This window comes from Klebsiella sp. 4_1_44FAA, assembly GCF_000238715.1.
In the GTDB taxonomy this organism is placed as follows: domain Bacteria; phylum Pseudomonadota; class Gammaproteobacteria; order Enterobacterales; family Enterobacteriaceae; genus Klebsiella; species Klebsiella pneumoniae.
This window is the reverse complement of the sequence record NZ_JH414799.1, coordinates 421,957-437,745: the sequence shown is the minus strand read 5'-3', so window position 1 is coordinate 437,745 and position 15,789 is coordinate 421,957. Positions and strand designations below refer to the sequence as shown.

Annotated in this window: 14 protein-coding genes and 1 pseudogene; 11 read left to right on the top strand and 4 right to left on the bottom strand. The window is 59.6% G+C overall.

Translation table 11 applies throughout. The features are described 5' to 3' along the window. Positions 1–11 precede the first annotated feature (11 nt). The 7 genes from HMPREF1024_RS18350 to HMPREF1024_RS18380 all read left to right on the top strand — a co-directional run bounded on the left by HMPREF1024_RS18350 (position 12) and on the right by HMPREF1024_RS18380 (position 7,766). Positions 12–1,532 carry an FGGY family carbohydrate kinase gene (locus tag HMPREF1024_RS18350; RefSeq protein ID WP_009308125.1) on the top strand — a complete coding sequence of 507 codons (1,521 nt, stop codon included), beginning with the start codon at positions 12–14 and terminating at the stop codon, positions 1,530–1,532. Between the two features lie 159 nt (positions 1,533–1,691). Further along, positions 1,692–2,627, top strand: a complete 936-nt coding sequence (locus tag HMPREF1024_RS18355) for a D-ribose ABC transporter substrate-binding protein (RefSeq protein ID WP_009308124.1) — start codon at positions 1,692–1,694, stop codon at positions 2,625–2,627. Positions 2,628–2,670: 43 nt separating this feature from the next. Beyond that, a complete protein-coding gene (locus HMPREF1024_RS18360; protein WP_002893596.1) occupies positions 2,671–3,291 on the top strand; it encodes a DUF2291 family protein in 621 nt (206 codons plus the stop codon). Between the two features lies 1 nt (position 3,292). Beyond that, positions 3,293–4,837, top strand: coding sequence for a sugar ABC transporter ATP-binding protein (locus HMPREF1024_RS18365; RefSeq protein WP_004176928.1), 1,545 nt, complete (start codon positions 3,293–3,295; stop codon positions 4,835–4,837). 17 nt (positions 4,838–4,854) lie between these two features. After that, positions 4,855–5,922, top strand: a complete 1,068-nt coding sequence (locus HMPREF1024_RS18370; RefSeq protein ID WP_009308123.1) for an ABC transporter permease — start codon at positions 4,855–4,857, stop codon at positions 5,920–5,922. Positions 5,923–5,982: 60 nt separating this feature from the next. Further along, the gene (locus HMPREF1024_RS18375; RefSeq protein ID WP_002893589.1) at positions 5,983–6,780 is read left to right on the top strand and encodes an SDR family oxidoreductase; all 798 of its coding nucleotides are present in this window, start codon (positions 5,983–5,985) and stop codon (positions 6,778–6,780) included. A 200-nt stretch (positions 6,781–6,980) separates the two neighbouring features. Continuing rightward, positions 6,981–7,766 (top strand): SDR family oxidoreductase, encoded by a 786-nt coding sequence (locus HMPREF1024_RS18380; RefSeq protein ID WP_004151668.1) that lies wholly within the window; start codon positions 6,981–6,983, stop codon positions 7,764–7,766. Between the two features lie 52 nt (positions 7,767–7,818). On the opposite strand, the gene HMPREF1024_RS18385 is transcribed toward HMPREF1024_RS18380, so the two are convergent. Beyond that, a complete protein-coding gene (locus HMPREF1024_RS18385) occupies positions 7,819–8,424 on the bottom strand; it encodes a glutathione S-transferase (RefSeq protein WP_009308122.1) in 606 nt (201 codons plus the stop codon). Positions 8,425–8,677: 253 nt separating this feature from the next. Between HMPREF1024_RS18385 and HMPREF1024_RS18390 the strand changes: the two genes are divergently transcribed. Further along, entirely contained in the window at positions 8,678–9,571 is an 894-nt protein-coding gene (locus HMPREF1024_RS18390) for a LysR substrate-binding domain-containing protein (protein WP_009308121.1), read from the top strand. Here HMPREF1024_RS18390 and HMPREF1024_RS18395 read toward each other — a convergent pair. Both HMPREF1024_RS18395 and HMPREF1024_RS31740 read right to left on the bottom strand, forming a co-directional pair. Then, the gene (locus tag HMPREF1024_RS18395) at positions 9,568–10,296 is read right to left on the bottom strand and encodes a mechanosensitive ion channel domain-containing protein (protein WP_322972589.1); all 729 of its coding nucleotides are present in this window, start codon (positions 10,294–10,296) and stop codon (positions 9,568–9,570) included. The genes HMPREF1024_RS18390 and HMPREF1024_RS18395 overlap by 4 nt on opposite strands. 107 nt (positions 10,297–10,403) lie before the next feature. Then, positions 10,404–10,824: pseudogene (locus tag HMPREF1024_RS31740) on the bottom strand (hypothetical protein). Positions 10,825–11,048: 224 nt separating this feature from the next. Between HMPREF1024_RS31740 and ivy the strand changes: the two are divergent. Beyond that, positions 11,049–11,495, top strand: a complete 447-nt coding sequence (gene ivy, locus HMPREF1024_RS18400; protein ID WP_004210923.1) for an Ivy family C-type lysozyme inhibitor — start codon at positions 11,049–11,051, stop codon at positions 11,493–11,495. A 45-nt stretch (positions 11,496–11,540) separates the two neighbouring features. Here ivy and betT read toward each other — a convergent pair whose 3' ends face one another. Continuing rightward, on the bottom strand, positions 11,541–13,574 hold the full coding sequence (gene betT, locus HMPREF1024_RS18405) for a choline BCCT transporter BetT (protein WP_004142478.1): 2,034 nt from the start codon (positions 13,572–13,574) through the stop codon (positions 11,541–11,543). Positions 13,575–13,702: 128 nt separating this feature from the next. Between betT and betI the strand changes: the two genes are divergently transcribed. Together betI and betB are read left to right on the top strand one after the other, a co-directional pair. Then, positions 13,703–14,290, top strand: a complete 588-nt coding sequence (gene betI, locus HMPREF1024_RS18410) for a transcriptional regulator BetI (protein WP_004151671.1) — start codon at positions 13,703–13,705, stop codon at positions 14,288–14,290. Between the two features lie 13 nt (positions 14,291–14,303). After that, the gene (gene betB, locus HMPREF1024_RS18415) at positions 14,304–15,776 is read left to right on the top strand and encodes a betaine-aldehyde dehydrogenase (RefSeq protein WP_004178943.1); all 1,473 of its coding nucleotides are present in this window, start codon (positions 14,304–14,306) and stop codon (positions 15,774–15,776) included. Positions 15,777–15,789 lie beyond the last annotated feature (13 nt).

Here is a 15,789-nt window from a genome sequence, read left to right as displayed (position 1 = left end):
AGGAGAGCACGATGCAGGCGACAGCAAAAGAGTTCATCATTGCCCTGGATGAAGGCACCACCAACGCCAAAGCGGTGGTGCTGGATAGCCGGGGCAAAGTTATCGTCAAATTCTCGCAGCCGCTGGCGATCCAAACGCCGCGCGACGGCTGGGTGGAGCAATCGGGCGAAGCGCTGGTTACCGCCTCACTGACGGTGATCGCCAGCGCGGTGGCCCACGTTGGCGCGGAAAACGTCGCCGCGCTGGCCATCAGCAACCAGCGGGAAACCGCCATCGGCTGGTATCGCGACAGCGGCGAACCGATTAACGCGGCCATTACCTGGCAATGCACCCGCAGCGCCGCGTTCTGCGACACACTGCGTCACGATCGTCAGGAACAGCACATTAAGCGTGCCACCGGCCTGCCAATCGCCCCGCTGTTCTCGGCCTCCAAAATGCGCTGGCTGCTGGATGCGACTGTCGATGGCCACCTGCGCGCCGAACGCGGTGGGATATGCCTCGGCACCATCGACAGCTGGCTGCTGTGGAATCTGACTGCTGGAGAAGCCTTCTGCTGCGACTACTCCAATGCCGCCCGCACCCAGCTGCTGAACCTGCACCGCGGCGAGTGGGACGACGAGATGCTGGCGCTGTTCGGCATTCCGCGCGCGGCGTTGCCGGACATTAAACCATCGAGCGGCCTCTTCGGCCATACCAAAGGACTGGCCGCCATTCCGGACGGTATTCCGATCATGTCGATGATCGGCGACTCCCACGCCGCGCTGTTCGGCCACGCGCTCGGCGAGGCAGGCTGCGTCAAAGCCACCTACGGCACCGGCTCTTCGGTCATGGCCCCGGTCAAATCGGCGCAGTGCGATATCGACGCGCTGGCGACCACCGTCGCCTGGCACGATGGCGACCAGCTGGTGTGGGGCCTGGAAGGGAATATTCCCCACACCGGCGATGCTGTCGCCTGGATGGCGGACAGCACCGGACTGAGCGAACTCTCTGCCGCCGAGCTGGCCCATGAGCTGAATACCCTCCCCGCCTCCGTCGACTCAACCCTCGGGGTCTACTTCGTGCCGGCGCTGACCGGTCTTGGCGCGCCCTGGTGGGATGACAGCGCCCGCGGCGTGATTTGCGGCCTGAGTCGCGGGGTGAAACGCGCGCATCTGATCCGTGCGGCGCTGGAGTCCATCACCTATCAGATAGCCGACGTGGTGGTGGCGATGCGTCAGCATGAGGAGTTCACCCTGACGGCGTTGATGGTGGACGGCGGGCCGACCAACAATGACTGGCTGATGCAATACCAGGCCGATCTGCTCGGCTGCCCGGTGATGCGCAGCGACGTGCCGGAGCTGTCCGCCATCGGCGCGGCGTTGCTGGCACGCAAAGCGCTCCATCCGGGATCGACCGCCGATCTGCAGGCCTTCTTAACCGAACATAGCACCTTTCAGCCCGACATGGCCCGCCACCAGCGCTTACAAACGCGCTGGCAGGAGTGGCGCCATGCGGTCGACCGAACATTATGGAAACCGGACTCGCCAGCCTGACCGCCAGACTGCGCGACGACACGCATTCACTTATCACAGGAGAAAACCGGCCCATAACGATATCGCTATCCCCGAATACATTAGGGGAAATTTCAGACCGTAAAAGCCTGCCCGCTCAGGGGCTCATTTGTTCGAATATAAAAATACAGGAACAGAGTCATGAAATTACGTATAACCCTTTTAACCGCTGCGACCCTGACCGCCTTCTCCTTTGCCGCGCACGCCGCGGAGAAAGGCACCATTATGATCATGGTCAACTCGCTGGATAACCCGTATTACGCCTCGGAAGCCAAAGGCGCCAGCGAAAAAGCGCAAGCTCTCGGCTACAAAACCACCGTGATGTCCCATGGCGAAGATGTCAAAAAGCAGAATGAGCTTATCGACACCGCGATTGGTAAAAAAGTGCAGGGCATTATTCTCGATAACGCTGACTCCACCGCCAGCGTCGCCGCCGTTGAAAAAGCCAAAAAAGCGGGCATTCCGGTGGTCTTAATTAACCGCGAAATTCCGGTTGATGATGTGGCACTGGAACAAATTACCCACAATAACTTCCAGGCCGGCTCTGAGGTCGCCAACGTCTTCGTCGAGAAAATGGCGGAGAAAGGCAAATACGCCGAGCTGACCTGCAACCTCGCCGATAATAACTGCGTCACCCGTTCTAAATCTTTCCATCAGGTCATTGACCAATATCCGGATATGGTCAGCGTGGCGAAACAGGATGCCAAAGGCACCCTGATCGACGGCAAACGCATCATGGACAGCATCCTGCAGGCGCACCCCGACGTGAAAGGCGTCATCTGTGGCAACGGGCCGGTAGCCCTTGGCGCGATTGCGGCGCTGAAAGCGGCCAACCGTAGCGATGTGATCGTCGTCGGCATCGACGGCAGCAACGATGAGCGCGACGCCGTGAAAGCCGGCACCCTGCAGGCAACCGTGATGCTGCAGGCGCAGGCCATCGCCGCTCAGGGCGTCACCGATCTGGATAACTACCTGCAAAAAGGCGAGAAGCCGGCGAAGCAGCGCGTGATGTTCCGTGGCATTCTGATTACTCAGGATAACGCCGATAAAGTCCAGGATTTCAACATTAAGTCCTGAGTTCGGGTGGTTGCGCCCCTGCGGGGGCGCAGAGGAGAGCATTATGTTTAAGAAAACCTGTCTGACGCTGGCCGTACTGGCGCTAGGGGGCTGTCGCATCGTCTCGCAGCAGGAGCTGGCAGACCTGAAATCCCCGCCCAACCCGCATATGGCGAATATGGATAAAACCTGGCAGCAGAGCATCGTACCGCAGGTGGTGACGAAAGCGCGTCCGGCGGCGGAACTGATGAGCGCGCTCAAGGCGGCAAAAGACATTGATAGCGCCTGTAAAACCCTCGGCTACCGTGCGCAGGATGAAAACCCCTGCATCTTCTACGTCAAGGTTTCAGGTACCGTCAGCAAACTCGATACCGCCTCGCGCAGCGGCAAAATGACCTTGACCGACGCCAGCGTCGGGAAGGTGACGGTGCAGATTGGCCCTACCCTGCGCGGCACCCAGCTGCGCGACGGCTACAGCGGCGCCAGCTATCAGGACTTTAATGACCAGGTGCTGTTCGGCGAGTACAGCAAGAATATCAACAGTCAGGCGGTCAAAATGATTCAGACAGCCAACGTCAAAACCGGCGACAGCGTGGAGGTGTACGGCGTCTTCTCGGCCTGGGATATTCCACAAACTCTCCCGGAAATTACCCCGGCGAAAATCATTCATGCAGGGGGACAATAATATGGCGCCGCACGATCTCGTCGCTCCCCAGCCCGTTGAGTCCGAAGTGATTATCGAAACCCGCGGCCTGTCGCGCGTCTATCCCGGCGTAACCGCCCTGGATAATGTCAATTACCGGGTCTATCGAAATAAGGTCAACGTGCTAATCGGAGAAAATGGTGCGGGTAAATCCACCATGATGAAAATGCTTGCCGGTGTGGAAACGCCCTCCTCCGGGCAAATTATCCTCGATGGTGAAGCAGTTTCATTACAGTCGACGCATCAGGCAGAAAAACTGGGCATCAGTATTATTTTTCAGGAACTGAATTTATTTCCCAATATGAATGTGATGGACAACATCTTCATGGCGAATGAATTCTTTCAGAAAGGACGCATTAACGAAAAATACCAGTACGCGCTGGCCAAATCGCTGCTGGAACGGCTGGAGCTGGATGTCGATCCTTACGCTCCGCTGGGTGAACTCGGTATCGGCCACCAGCAGTTAGTCGAGATTGCCCGCGCCCTGTCGAAAGACACCCGCGTGCTGATCATGGACGAGCCCACCTCGGCGCTGAGCCAGTCTGAGGTCAAAGTGCTGTTCAAGGTGATCGCGCAGCTTAAGCGGCGCGGCGTGACCATCATCTATATCTCGCATCGCCTCGAAGAGCTGATGGAGATTGGCGACAACATCACCATTTTCCGCGACGGTCGCTTTATCAGCGAGCGTCACGTCAGCGACGCCAGCGTACCGTGGATCATCGAGCAGATGGTCGGTGATAAGAAAAAACACTTTGATTATCAACCGGCGCCAAAAGGCGACGCAGTGCTTGACGTCAAAGGGCTGACCGCGCTGCATCCCAGCGGCGGTTACAAGCTCAATGACGTCACCTTCACCCTCAGCAAAGGCGAAGTGATCGGTATTTACGGCCTGCTGGGCGCCGGGCGCACCGAGCTGTTTAAAGGCCTGGTCGGCTTGATGCCCTGCCAGCGCGGCGAGGTGCATCTTAACGGCGAAAGCATCGGCAAATCTCGCTTTCAACAGCGCCTGAAAAAGGGGCTGGCGCTGGTGCCGGAGGACCGTCAGGGCGAAGGCGTGGTGCAGATGATGTCGATTCAGGCCAACATGACGCTCTCTGATTTCAGCCTGCAGGGGTTCCGCCGCGCCTGGCGCTGGTTGAACCCGCAAAAAGAAGAGACCTGCGTGAAAGAGATGATCCAGCAGCTGGCGATCAAGGTCAGCGACGCCACATTGCCCATCACCTCGCTGAGCGGCGGCAATCAACAAAAAGTGGTGCTGGGTAAAGCGCTGATGACCCAGCCGCAGGTGGTGTTCCTCGACGAACCGACGCGCGGCATCGACGTCGGCGCGAAAACCGACGTCTATCACCTGATCGGCAAAATGGCTCAGCAGGGGCTGGCGGTGATGTTCTCATCTTCGGAACTGGATGAGGTGATGGCCCTGGCCGACCGCATCCTGGTGATGGCCGATGGCCGCATTACCGCCGATTTACCGCGCCATGCGGTGACCCGCGAACAGTTAATCGCGGCTTCAACACCTCAAGATTAATCAGGCTGGAATCCATCATGAACCAGAAATATATGATTTATATGTACCTGCTGAAGGCCCGCACCTTTATCGCCCTCCTGCTGGTGATCGCGTTCTTCAGCGTGATGGTACCCAACTTCCTGACCGCCTCTAACCTGCTGATCATGACCCAGCACGTGGCGATCACCGGCCTGCTGGCCATCGGCATGACGCTGGTCATTCTCAGCGGCGGCATTGATTTGTCCGTCGGCGCGGTGGCGGGGATCTGCGGCATGGTCGCGGGCGCGCTGCTGACCAACGGCCTGCCGCTGTGGAACGGCGATATCCTCTTCTTTAATGTCCCGGAGGTGATCCTCTGCGTGGCGATCTTCGGTGTGCTGGTCGGTCTGGTCAACGGCGCGGTGATCACCCGCTTCGGCGTGGCGCCGTTTATCTGCACCTTAGGCATGATGTACGTCGCCCGCGGCTCCGCGCTGCTGTTTAACGACGGGAGCACCTACCCGAATCTCAACGGCATGGAAGCGCTGGGCAACACCGGTTTCGCCACCCTCGGATCCGGCACCCTGCTCGGCGTCTATCTGCCGATCTGGCTGATGATCGGCTTCCTCGTGCTGGGCTACTGGCTGACCACTAAAACGCCGCTTGGCCGCTACATCTACGCCATCGGCGGCAATGAGTCTGCCGCCCGCCTCGCCGGCGTGCCGATCGTGAAAGCGAAAATATTCGTCTATGCCTTCTCCGGCCTGTGCGCGGCGTTTGTCGGCCTGATCGTCGCATCACAGCTGCAAACCGCGCACCCGATGACCGGCAACATGTTTGAGATGGACGCCATCGGCGCCACCGTGCTCGGCGGTACCGCGCTGGCCGGCGGCCGCGGCCGGGTGACCGGGTCAATTATCGGCGCCTTCGTCATCGTCTTCCTTGCCGACGGCATGGTGATGATGGGCGTCAGCGACTTCTGGCAGATGGTGATTAAAGGCGTGGTGATTGTCACCGCTGTGGTCGTCGACCAGTTCCAGCAGAAGCTGCAGAGCAAGGTCATCCTGATGCGCCGCCACGAGGAAAAACTGGCCGCCATCCCCCCCAACGGCGCCACCTCCAGCTAACCGGCAACGATTCACATCTTCCGCCGGGCCTGGTGCCCGGCTCAGCGAAAGGGAAAAAATATGCAACGAGATTTCCAGAACAAAACGGTGGTGATCACCGGCGCCTGCCGCGGCATCGGCGCAGGCATTGCCGAGCGCTTTGCCCGCGACGGCGCGAATCTGGTGATGGTCTCCAACGCCGAGCGCGTTCACGAGACCGCCGAAACCCTGCGTCAGCGCTATCAGGCGGATATTTTATCGCTGCAGGTCGATGTCACCGATGAAGCCCAGGTTCAGGGGCTATATGAGCAGGCCGCCGCGCGCTTCGGCACCATCGACGTCTCCATTCAGAACGCCGGGGTGATCACCATCGATTACTACGACCGGATGCCAAAAGCCGATTTCGAAAAAGTGCTGGCGGTCAACACCACCGGCGTGTGGCTGTGCTGCCGCGAGGCGGCCAAATATATGGTGAAACAGAATCACGGCAGCCTGATCAACACCTCTTCCGGCCAGGGGCGACAGGGGTTTATCTACACGCCGCACTACGCCGCCAGCAAAATGGGCGTGATCGGCATTACCCAAAGCCTGGCGCACGAGCTGGCACCGTGGAATATCACCGTCAACGCCTTCTGCCCCGGCATCATTGAGAGCGAGATGTGGGATTACAACGACCGCGTGTGGGGCGAAATTCTCAGCACCGAGCAGAAGCGCTACGGCAAGGGCGAACTGATGGCGGAATGGGTCGAAGGGATCCCAATGAAACGCGCCGGTAAGCCGGAAGACGTGGCCGGGCTGGTGGCCTTCCTCGCCTCCGACGACGCGCGCTATCTCACCGGGCAGACCATCAATATCGATGGCGGTTTGATTATGTCGTAATCCCCGCGGGTTAGCGGGCCCCATCGCCCGAATAAGGCGTCCCGAATTGGCGCTACCACTCCGGGACGGCCCCCCGGTGGCGCTACGCTTACCGGGGCTACGTAACACCGCCGAAAGGTAGCCCGGATAAGGCGCGGCGCACCACCATCCGGGAAGCCAGGCTCCCGACGTTCGACACTATATTGAAGAGAATAAACATTATGATCGGTAAAGACTTTGCACAACACCTATTTAGCCTGCGGGATCGCGTCGCCTTCGTCACCGGCGCCGGCAGCGGCATCGGACAGACCATCGCCTGCAGCCTCGCCAGCGCGGGTGCACGGGTAGTCTGTTTTGATCTTCGCGACGACGGCGGGCTGGCGGAAACGGTCAGCCATATTGAATCCATCGGCGGTCAGGCTTGCTCTTATAACGGCGATGTCCGCCAGATTGCCGACCTGCGCGCCGCCGTCGCGCTGGCCAAAAGCCGCTATGGCCGCCTCGATATCGCCGTTAACGCCGCCGGGATCGCCAACGCCAATCCGGCCCTGGAGATGGAGAGCGAGCAATGGCAGCGGGTGATCGATATCAATCTCACTGGCGTATGGAACTCCTGCAAAGCGGAAGCGGAACTGATGCTGGAGTCCGGCGGCGGGTCGATTATCAATATCGCCTCGATGTCGGGGATTATTGTTAACCGCGGCCTCGACCAGGCGCATTACAACTGCTCCAAAGCCGGCGTGATCCATCTGTCGAAAAGCCTGGCGATGGAGTGGGTGGGCAAAGGGATCCGCGTCAATTCCATCAGTCCGGGATATACCGCCACGCCGATGAATACCCGTCCGGAGATGGTGCACCAGACCCGCGAGTTTGAAAGCCAGACGCCGATGCAGCGGATGGCGAAGGTGGAAGAGATGGCCGGCCCGGCGCTGTTCCTCGCCAGCGACGCCGCCTCGTTCTGCACCGGCGTAGACCTGGTGGTCGACGGCGGGTTTGTCTGCTGGTGATCCTCTCCTGCTTCAGGGCGCCACGCTGCGGCGCCCCTCTCCACCCCTGCCGTTAACCCAGCGGATACTGTTGAAACGCCGGCAGCGCCTCCCCCTTCTCCGCCAGCGCGCGAATATGCGGAAACGCCGCGGCCGACACCACCGCCGGGATCATCAACTGGATAAAGGACCAGACCACCGTGCTGGTGACCAGCACCTGATCCGGCTGCGCGGCGGCGGCGCGGTCTGCCAGCCGGGCGTCCCACTCCCGGCAGGCGGCCAGCAGCTGGCCGGTCACCCGGGCTATCCACGGCTGGTGCTGCTTCTCTTCCGGCCGCAGACGGTGCTCATAAACATGCTGGACCGCTTTTTCACAGGCGGCGAGGATCACCCCCAGCAGGTGCAGATCGCGGGCCAGCGCCTCGGGATGCGCGGGAAGCAGCCGGCGCCCGGCCGGATTGGTCGTTTCGAAATAGTGGAGGAGCAGCGTGGAGTCCATCAGCTGCGTCCCGTTATCGAGCACCACCGTCGGCGCCTTGACCACCGGATTAATGCGGGAAAATTCGTCAAAGCCGCTAAAGACCGATAGCGGCAGGCTCTCGAATTCCACGCCATAGAGCGCCAGAGAAACCGCCACGCGTCTTACATAAGGTGAATCCATCATACCAATGAGTTTCATCGTCACTCCTGCCTGCGATAAAGGGGTTGCGGCTTTACCTTACTGGAAAACCGATGCCGCGAATATCACGGGATACTTACCGCAATGGTTAGTCAAACTAACAGATTGGAGATTCGCGGTAGCCCTCCAGTTCCCCTTGTGCTATACCGACTGAGGCGGCATTTGGCTCCTTTTCAGCTTGTTTGCAGCGGCTTTAAAAGCCGCTAACCCGGTAGTAACGTTAACGTATCGACTCACTGACAGAGAAACCACCATGGCAGATTTTCCCCCTGTCGCCAGCCTGCGCAGCTTTGAAGCGGTGGCGCGCCTCGGCAGCGTAACGCAGGCCGCCCACGAGTTGAGCGTGACCCATTCGGCGGTCAGCCAGCACATCAAACAGCTGGAAGCCCTGGTCGGCGTCACGCTCTTTATCCGCCACGGCCGCGGAGTGCGCATCACGGAAGAAGGACGGCTCTATGCCCTGCAAATCCGCGAGGCGTTACAGCACATCGCCGACGCCACGCGCATGGTGCAGATCAAACCCCGCACCCTGGAAGTGACCCTGGCGACGCTCCCCTCCTTTGGCTGCCACTGGCTGCTGCCTCGGCTGGCGCGCTTTCAGGCGCGGCATCCGCAGATCGCGGTGCGCCTGCTGACCAGCCTGGCGGTGGTTAACCTGCAACAGGAGGGTATCGATCTGGCCATACGCATGGGGCAAGGCGACTGGGAGGGGATGGAAAGCCGGCATCTGTTTGCCGATGAACAGCTGGTGGTCGCCGCCCCCGGCTATCGCGGCGGTAACCTGCCGACCACCCCGCAGGCGATCGCCGCCAGCGATATCATTTTTTCCATGGAGTCCTGGCATGCCTGGTGCAGCCAGGCGGGGCTGGAAAAGCCGATCGTCCCCGCGGGCCTGCGCCTGAACGACTCCAATCTGGTGCTGGAGGCGGTTCGTCTGGGGGCCGGCGTGGCGCTGGAGCGGCGCTCCCTGGTGGCGGGGGCGATAGCCCGCGGCGAGCTGGTGCAGCTCACCGCCGTCACCGTCCCCTACCCCTGGCACTACTGGCTAACCGTCTCCCCGCAGGCGGAGAACCGGCCGGAAGTCGCCCGGTTCATCGCCTGGCTGGAGGAGGAGATCGCCCTCTGGCGCCAGCAGATCAGCGCTTAGCCTTCGGCCGACGGCGGCAGGCCCGCCCGGGCGGCGTACTCCTGGGAGAGACGCCAAAAATCGTGCCCGGCGGGATACTGATAGAGGCGCAGGGAAAACTGTCCGGCCACCGCAGTAATGTACTCAAATATCGCCGACTGGGTGTTTTCGTAGTCTTTCCAAAGCGTTGAGGAGGTGAAGCAGTAAATCTCCAACGGAATGCCCGAGGGCGACGGTTTCAGCGTTCTCGCCACAATGTACATCTCTTTAATAATATCCGGCCGCTCGGCGAGATAGTGCATCAGATAGTGGCGAAACAGGGTCAGGTTGGTCAGCCCGTTATCGATAAACCAGCGGTCGGCCACGCCGCCGGGATCCCGGCCGTCAAGCAGCGTGCCCAAAGGCTCACTCACCCCGCGGATGGTCAGCATCGAGGAGAGCATCTCCTGGTCGAGAAAACGCACCGAGTGTTGATCGATGGCGATACTGCGCATGATCCGCCGCGCCCCGGAGGAGAACATCGCCTGCCAGTTGGTATAGGTCTCGGTGAGGAAATTCTTGGTCGGGATACGGGAGATGGTATTGTCCCAGTTGCGGATGGTAATGGTGTGCAGCGCGATATCCGTCACCTCACCGCTGAGGTTCTTGTCAGGCATTTCAATCCAGTCCCCCAGCTGGAGCACGTCGTTGGACGACAGCTGAACGTTCGCCACCAGCGACAGCAGAGTATGCTGGAACACGATCATCAGTACCGCCGCCACGGCCCCCAGACTGGAGATAATAATGATCGGCGATTTGTTCGACATCACGGCGAGGATCATAATCGCCGCCAGGATGTGGACTAAGATTTTGCCTATCTGGATATAGCCCTTAATGGAATGATTTTTACGTTTGGTCTTTCGCAGATAGGAACTGTTGACAATATCCAGCATCTCGTTGAAAAACACCGACATAAAAATAAAAAACAAGATCCCGCAGATAGTATTAATCGCCGTCACCAGCGATGCCGGCATCGCCGGCATAAACTGCAGAACGTAATAGACGATAATAACCGGAATGAAATTGGACAGCTTTTCGGCGATGCGTCGATCCTTCTCCAGCGGCACATCCTGTTTGTGGCTACTAAAGAAGACCTTACGCACCACTTTAATCAGCAAGAACTTGCATAAAAGATGGGCAAATATGCCGGAGAGCAGCAGCAGAATAAGATTAAACCCCACCGCCAGCGCCGGATTACTCTCAATAAACGTCAGTAGATGATTCACATACGCCATGCTTTATCGCCTGAATAACTATGCCACTTCGCTAACTGCTTTATCCCAAGGGCATATATTTGGAAAATAAATCAATCCGCATCATGGCATATCGCTTAGCGTAACGTCCATGCGCGCACCGCCTCTAATCATTCACAGAAAATATGTCAGAGTTTGCATTAATCATTCTCTACGCTCACTATAAAGAGGCTTGTTATGAGGACGGAATAAGTCCAGGAGGAAACATGTTTAAAGCTCTTACCGCTATCGTCGCCTTAGCCGCCTCCGCCAGCGTTATGGCGCAAAGCGATGTCACGCTGAACAGTCTGGCTCACGATGCCGCCACCCGGGCGTCGTTTAACCAGATGGTCAAAGGCCATCAGCTGCCCGCCTGGGTGACCACCGGCGGCACCGGTTCGCCCGCGCAGACGGTGAAACTGGGTAGCGAATCCTGGCAGGTGTTAAGCGCCTGCAAACCCCACGACTGCGGCCATGAACGTATCGCGGTGATCTGGTCGGAAAAAAGCAAACAGATGTCCGGCGTTTACTCAGTGGTCGATGAAAAAACCGACCAGGAGAAGCTGACCTGGCTTAACGTCAGCGATGCCCTGTCCATCGATGGCAAAACCGTGCTGTTTGCCGCCCTCAGCGGCAGCCTCGACAACCATCCGGACGCCTTTAACTACCAGTAACGACCATCGCCCCCGTCAGCCTTTCCCCGACGGGGGCTTCCCTGATTAGCCATCCGGGAACATCACGCTGTTCCCCGGCGCTTCCCGATGCAGATGGATAAAGTTCAGGTGCCGCTCGTACTGGTCGAGAATATCGGTGATCACCTGCTCTTTGCTGTAGTCCATCAGGTCGTTACCCTGACTGCCCTCCAGCAGGAAGGTCTCCAGCCGGTAATAGGTGGATTTCCCGCTGCGCGCCCGATAGGTAAAGCCCGGCACCGAGTACTGCTGCGGCCAGATCTTGTAGATAAAGTTCTGCTCGTCGCCCATGTGCACCAGCAGATCGAGGTGGCCAAGGTTCTCACCCTCTTCCGGCGGCAGGCTCTTCAGTTCCACCGCCGCGCCGCGCAGCCGCAGCTCCTGGGCCACCTCCTCCATCGCCGGGTAGCACACCGTCTCCATCATCAGTTTGGTATAGCGCGTGCCGGGGTAATTCATCAGCCGCGACAGGCGCTTCTTCCAGCTCAGACGATCCTGGAGGCCCATCGGGCGCGGGGCGGTGTCGCGGCTGGCGCTGACCCGGCGGTAATCTTCCACTTTCAGAGATTTATACAGTCCGGCCATCACGAAGAAAATCACAAAGCTGAACGGCAGCCCCATGATCACCGTGGTGTTCTGCAGCGCCGAGATGCCGTTGGTCATCAGCATCCCGAGGGTCAGCAGACCGATGGCCACCGACCAGAAGATGCGCAGCCAGTTCGGGGCGTCGCTGTTGATGTCCTTCAGCTTCGAGGTGAAGTTCCCCAGCACCAGCGCGCCGGAGTCGGCGGAGGTAACGTAAAACAGCAGACCGGTGATGGTCGCCACCGACGCGCTAAAGGTAAACGCCGGATACTGCGCCAGCAGGCTATAGAAACCGCGCTCCGGGTGGGCCATCGCCTCCTGGGCAAAGGCCGCGTCGCCGTGGATGATCTCATACAGCGCGCTGTTGCCGAACACCGACAGCCACAGCAGCGTAAAGGTGAAGGGAATAATCAGGGTGCCCATCACAAACTGGCGGATGGTGCGCCCGCGCGAAATGCGCGCCAGGAACAGGCCCACAAACGGCGACCAGGCCACCCACCACGCCCAGAAAAAGAGCGTCCAGTTGTTCATCCATTCCACCGGCCGGTCGAAGGCGAAGCTGTTCAGCGTCATGCCCATAAAGCGATTGACGTAGTCGCCGACGTTGAGCACTAACGCATTGAGCAGGAAGGAGGTATCGCCCATGAACAGCACGAACAGGATCAGCCCCAGCGCGAGGGCGACGTTCAGTTCGGAGAGCACGCGGATGCCCTTGTCCACCCCGGAGGTGACCGAGATGGTGGCGATGATCACCGACAGCGCAATCAGGGCCGCTTTCGCCGCCAGCGAGTCCGGAATATCGAACAGCACGCTCAGACCGTAGTTGAGCTGCACGACGCCGATACCGAGGGTGGTGGCGATGCCGAAGATGGTGCCGATCACCGCCGCAATATCGACGCTGTGGCCGATGGGCCCATTGATCCGTTTGCCAAAAATCGGGTACAGCGCCGAGCGGATGGTGAGCGGCAAATTATAACGATAGCTAAAGTATCCCAGCGCCATGCCCATCAGGGCATACATTGACCAACCGGTTAAGCCATAGTGAAACAGGGTCCAGACCATCGCCTGGCGCGCCGCCTCGATGGTCTGCCCCGCCCCTTCCGGCGGCTGCATATATTGCGTCACCGGCTCGGCGACTGAGAAGAACATCAGGTCGATGCCGATGCCGGCGGCGAACAGCATCGCCGCCCAGCTCAGCAGGCTGAACTCGGGCTTTGACTGCTCCGGCCCGAGCTTCACCGAGCCGAAGCGCGAGCAGGCAATGCAGACGACGAAGACGATATACAGCGTCGCCGCCAGCAGATAGTACCAGCCGAAGGTTTTCGACACCCAGTCCAGGGTGCGCCCAATCCACTCGGCAGAAAAATCGCGAAAAAAGATCGTCATCAGGGAAAACAACAAAATCAGTCCGGCCGAGGTATAAAAAACCACCGGATTGATTTTGTCCTTTTCTCTGCTTTGCGAAAGATCTGTCATCCAGTATCCCCACTGTTTTTGTAACTATTAAAATCCAAATCCGCAACAATTAAGACACATTTTATATTGAACGTCCAATCAAAAACCGCTTTAATAGTTAACCAACGCTGATGAATGGAGTGGCAAAAATGCCCAAACTGGGGATGCAGCCGATCCGGCGCAGGCAGCTGATCGACGCCACGCTGGACGCAATAAATGAAGTCGGAATGCACGACGCGACCATCGCGCAAATTGCCCGGCGGGCGGGCGTATCGACGGGGATCATCAGTCACTATTTCAAAGACAAAAATGGTCTGCTGGAGGCGACCATGCGCGACATCACCAGCCAGCTGCGCGACGCGGTGCTCAACCGTCTGCACGCTCTGCCGGACGGCAGCGCCAGCCAGCGTCTGCAGGCGATTGTCGGCGGCAACTTTGATGAGACGCAGATCAGCAGCGCGGCGATGAAGGCCTGGCTGGCCTTTTGGGCCAGCAGCATGCACCAGCCGATGCTTTATCGGTTACAGCAGGTCAGCAGCCGTCGCCTGCTGTCGAACCTGGTGTACGAATTCCGCCGCGAGCTGCCGCGCGAGCAGGCGCAGGAGGCCGGCTACGGGCTGGCGGCGCTGATAGACGGCCTGTGGCTGCGGGCGGCGCTCAGCGGCAAACCGCTGGATAAAACGCTGGCGCAGTCGCTGACCAGCCACTTTATTCGTCAGCATTTACCGAACCCATAACCGAGGAGGCGTTATGTCCCGAATGGCAGAACAGCAGCTTTATATTAATGGTGGTTATACATCGGCCACCAGCGGTCGCACCTTCGAGACCATCAACCCTGCCACTGGCGAGGTGCTGGCGACCGTTCAGGCTGCCGGACGCGAGGATGTCGACCGCGCCGTTGAGAGCGCGCAGCGTGGGCAAAAAATCTGGGCGGCGATGACCGCCATGGAACGCTCGCGCATCCTGCGTCGCGCCGTCGACCTTCTGCGCCAGCGCAACGACGAGCTGGCGCGACTGGAGACCCTGGATACCGGGAAACCCCTCAGCGAAACCGCCGCCGTTGATATCGTCACCGGCGCCGACGTGCTGGAATATTACGCCGGATTGATCCCGGCGCTGGAAGGCAGCCAGATCCCGCTGCGCGACAGTTCCTTCGTCTACACCCGTCGCGAACCGCTGGGGGTGGTAGCCGGGATCGGCGCGTGGAACTACCCGATCCAGATCGCCCTGTGGAAATCGGCGCCAGCGCTGGCCGCTGGCAATGCGATGATTTTCAAACCGAGCGAAGTCACCCCGCTGACCGCCCTCAAGCTGGCGGAAATTTACAGCGAAGCGGGCCTGCCGGACGGGGTGTTTAACGTCCTGCCAGGGATCGGCGCGGAAACCGGCCAGTATCTGACCGAGCATCCGGACATCGCCAAAATATCCTTCACCGGCGGCGTCGCCAGCGGCAAAAAAGTAATGGCCAACTCGGCCGCTTCATCACTGAAAGAGGTCACCATGGAGCTGGGCGGCAAATCGCCGCTGATTATCGCCGACGATGCCGACCTCGACCTCGCCGCCGATATTGCCATGATGGCCAACTTTTACAGCTCCGGCCAGGTGTGCACCAACGGCACCCGGGTGTTTGTCCCGGCGAAACGGAAGGCGGAATTCGAGCACAAGATCCTCGAGCGGGTGGCCCGCATCCGCGCCGGCGATCTGTTTGCCGACGACACCAACTTCGGCCCGCTGGTCAGCTTCCCCCATCGCGACAACGTTCTGCGCTATATCGAGAGCGGCAAACGCGAAGGCGCGCGCCTGCTGTGCGGCGGCGAGGCGCTGAAAGGCGACGGTTTCGATAACGGCGCGTGGGTCGCCCCGACGGTGTTTACCGATTGCAGCGACGAGATGACCATCGTGCGTGAAGAGATCTTCGGCCCGGTGATGTCGATCCTCAGCTATGCCGACGAAGCGGAGGTCATTCGCCGCGCCAACGCCACCGAATACGGCCTCGCCGCCGGCGTGGTGACGCCCAACCTCAACCGCGCTCACCGAATTATCCACCAGCTGGAAGCCGGCATCTGCTGGATCAACAGCTGGGGGGAATCCCCGGCGGAAATGCCGGTTGGCGGCTACAAACACTCCGGCATTGGCCGCGAGAACGGCGTCATGACGCTGCAGAGTTACACCCAGGTGAAGTCCATCCAGGTTGAGATGGGTAAATTCCAGTCCATATTTTAACCGGGAGGTTTTT

Coding starts and splice junctions, on each gene's coding strand:
- HMPREF1024_RS18370 (WP_009308123.1), top strand. CDS start 4,855: ATGAACCAGAAATATATGATTTATATGTACCTGCTGAAGGCCCGCACC.
- HMPREF1024_RS18390 (WP_009308121.1), top strand. CDS start 8,678: ATGGCAGATTTTCCCCCTGTCGCCAGCCTGCGCAGCTTTGAAGCGGTG.
- HMPREF1024_RS18375 (WP_002893589.1), top strand. CDS start 5,983: ATGCAACGAGATTTCCAGAACAAAACGGTGGTGATCACCGGCGCCTGC.
- betI (WP_004151671.1), top strand. CDS start 13,703: ATGCCCAAACTGGGGATGCAGCCGATCCGGCGCAGGCAGCTGATCGAC.
- HMPREF1024_RS18350 (WP_009308125.1), top strand. CDS start 12: ATGCAGGCGACAGCAAAAGAGTTCATCATTGCCCTGGATGAAGGCACC.
- HMPREF1024_RS18355 (WP_009308124.1), top strand. CDS start 1,692: ATGAAATTACGTATAACCCTTTTAACCGCTGCGACCCTGACCGCCTTC.
- HMPREF1024_RS18385 (WP_009308122.1), bottom strand. CDS start 8,424: ATGAAACTCATTGGTATGATGGATTCACCTTATGTAAGACGCGTGGCG.
- HMPREF1024_RS18395 (WP_322972589.1), bottom strand. CDS start 10,296: ATGATCGTGTTCCAGCATACTCTGCTGTCGCTGGTGGCGAACGTTCAG.
- ivy (WP_004210923.1), top strand. CDS start 11,049: ATGTTTAAAGCTCTTACCGCTATCGTCGCCTTAGCCGCCTCCGCCAGC.
- HMPREF1024_RS18365 (WP_004176928.1), top strand. CDS start 3,293: ATGGCGCCGCACGATCTCGTCGCTCCCCAGCCCGTTGAGTCCGAAGTG.
- betB (WP_004178943.1), top strand. CDS start 14,304: ATGTCCCGAATGGCAGAACAGCAGCTTTATATTAATGGTGGTTATACA.
- HMPREF1024_RS18360 (WP_002893596.1), top strand. CDS start 2,671: ATGTTTAAGAAAACCTGTCTGACGCTGGCCGTACTGGCGCTAGGGGGC.
- HMPREF1024_RS18380 (WP_004151668.1), top strand. CDS start 6,981: ATGATCGGTAAAGACTTTGCACAACACCTATTTAGCCTGCGGGATCGC.
- betT (WP_004142478.1), bottom strand. CDS start 13,574: ATGACAGATCTTTCGCAAAGCAGAGAAAAGGACAAAATCAATCCGGTG.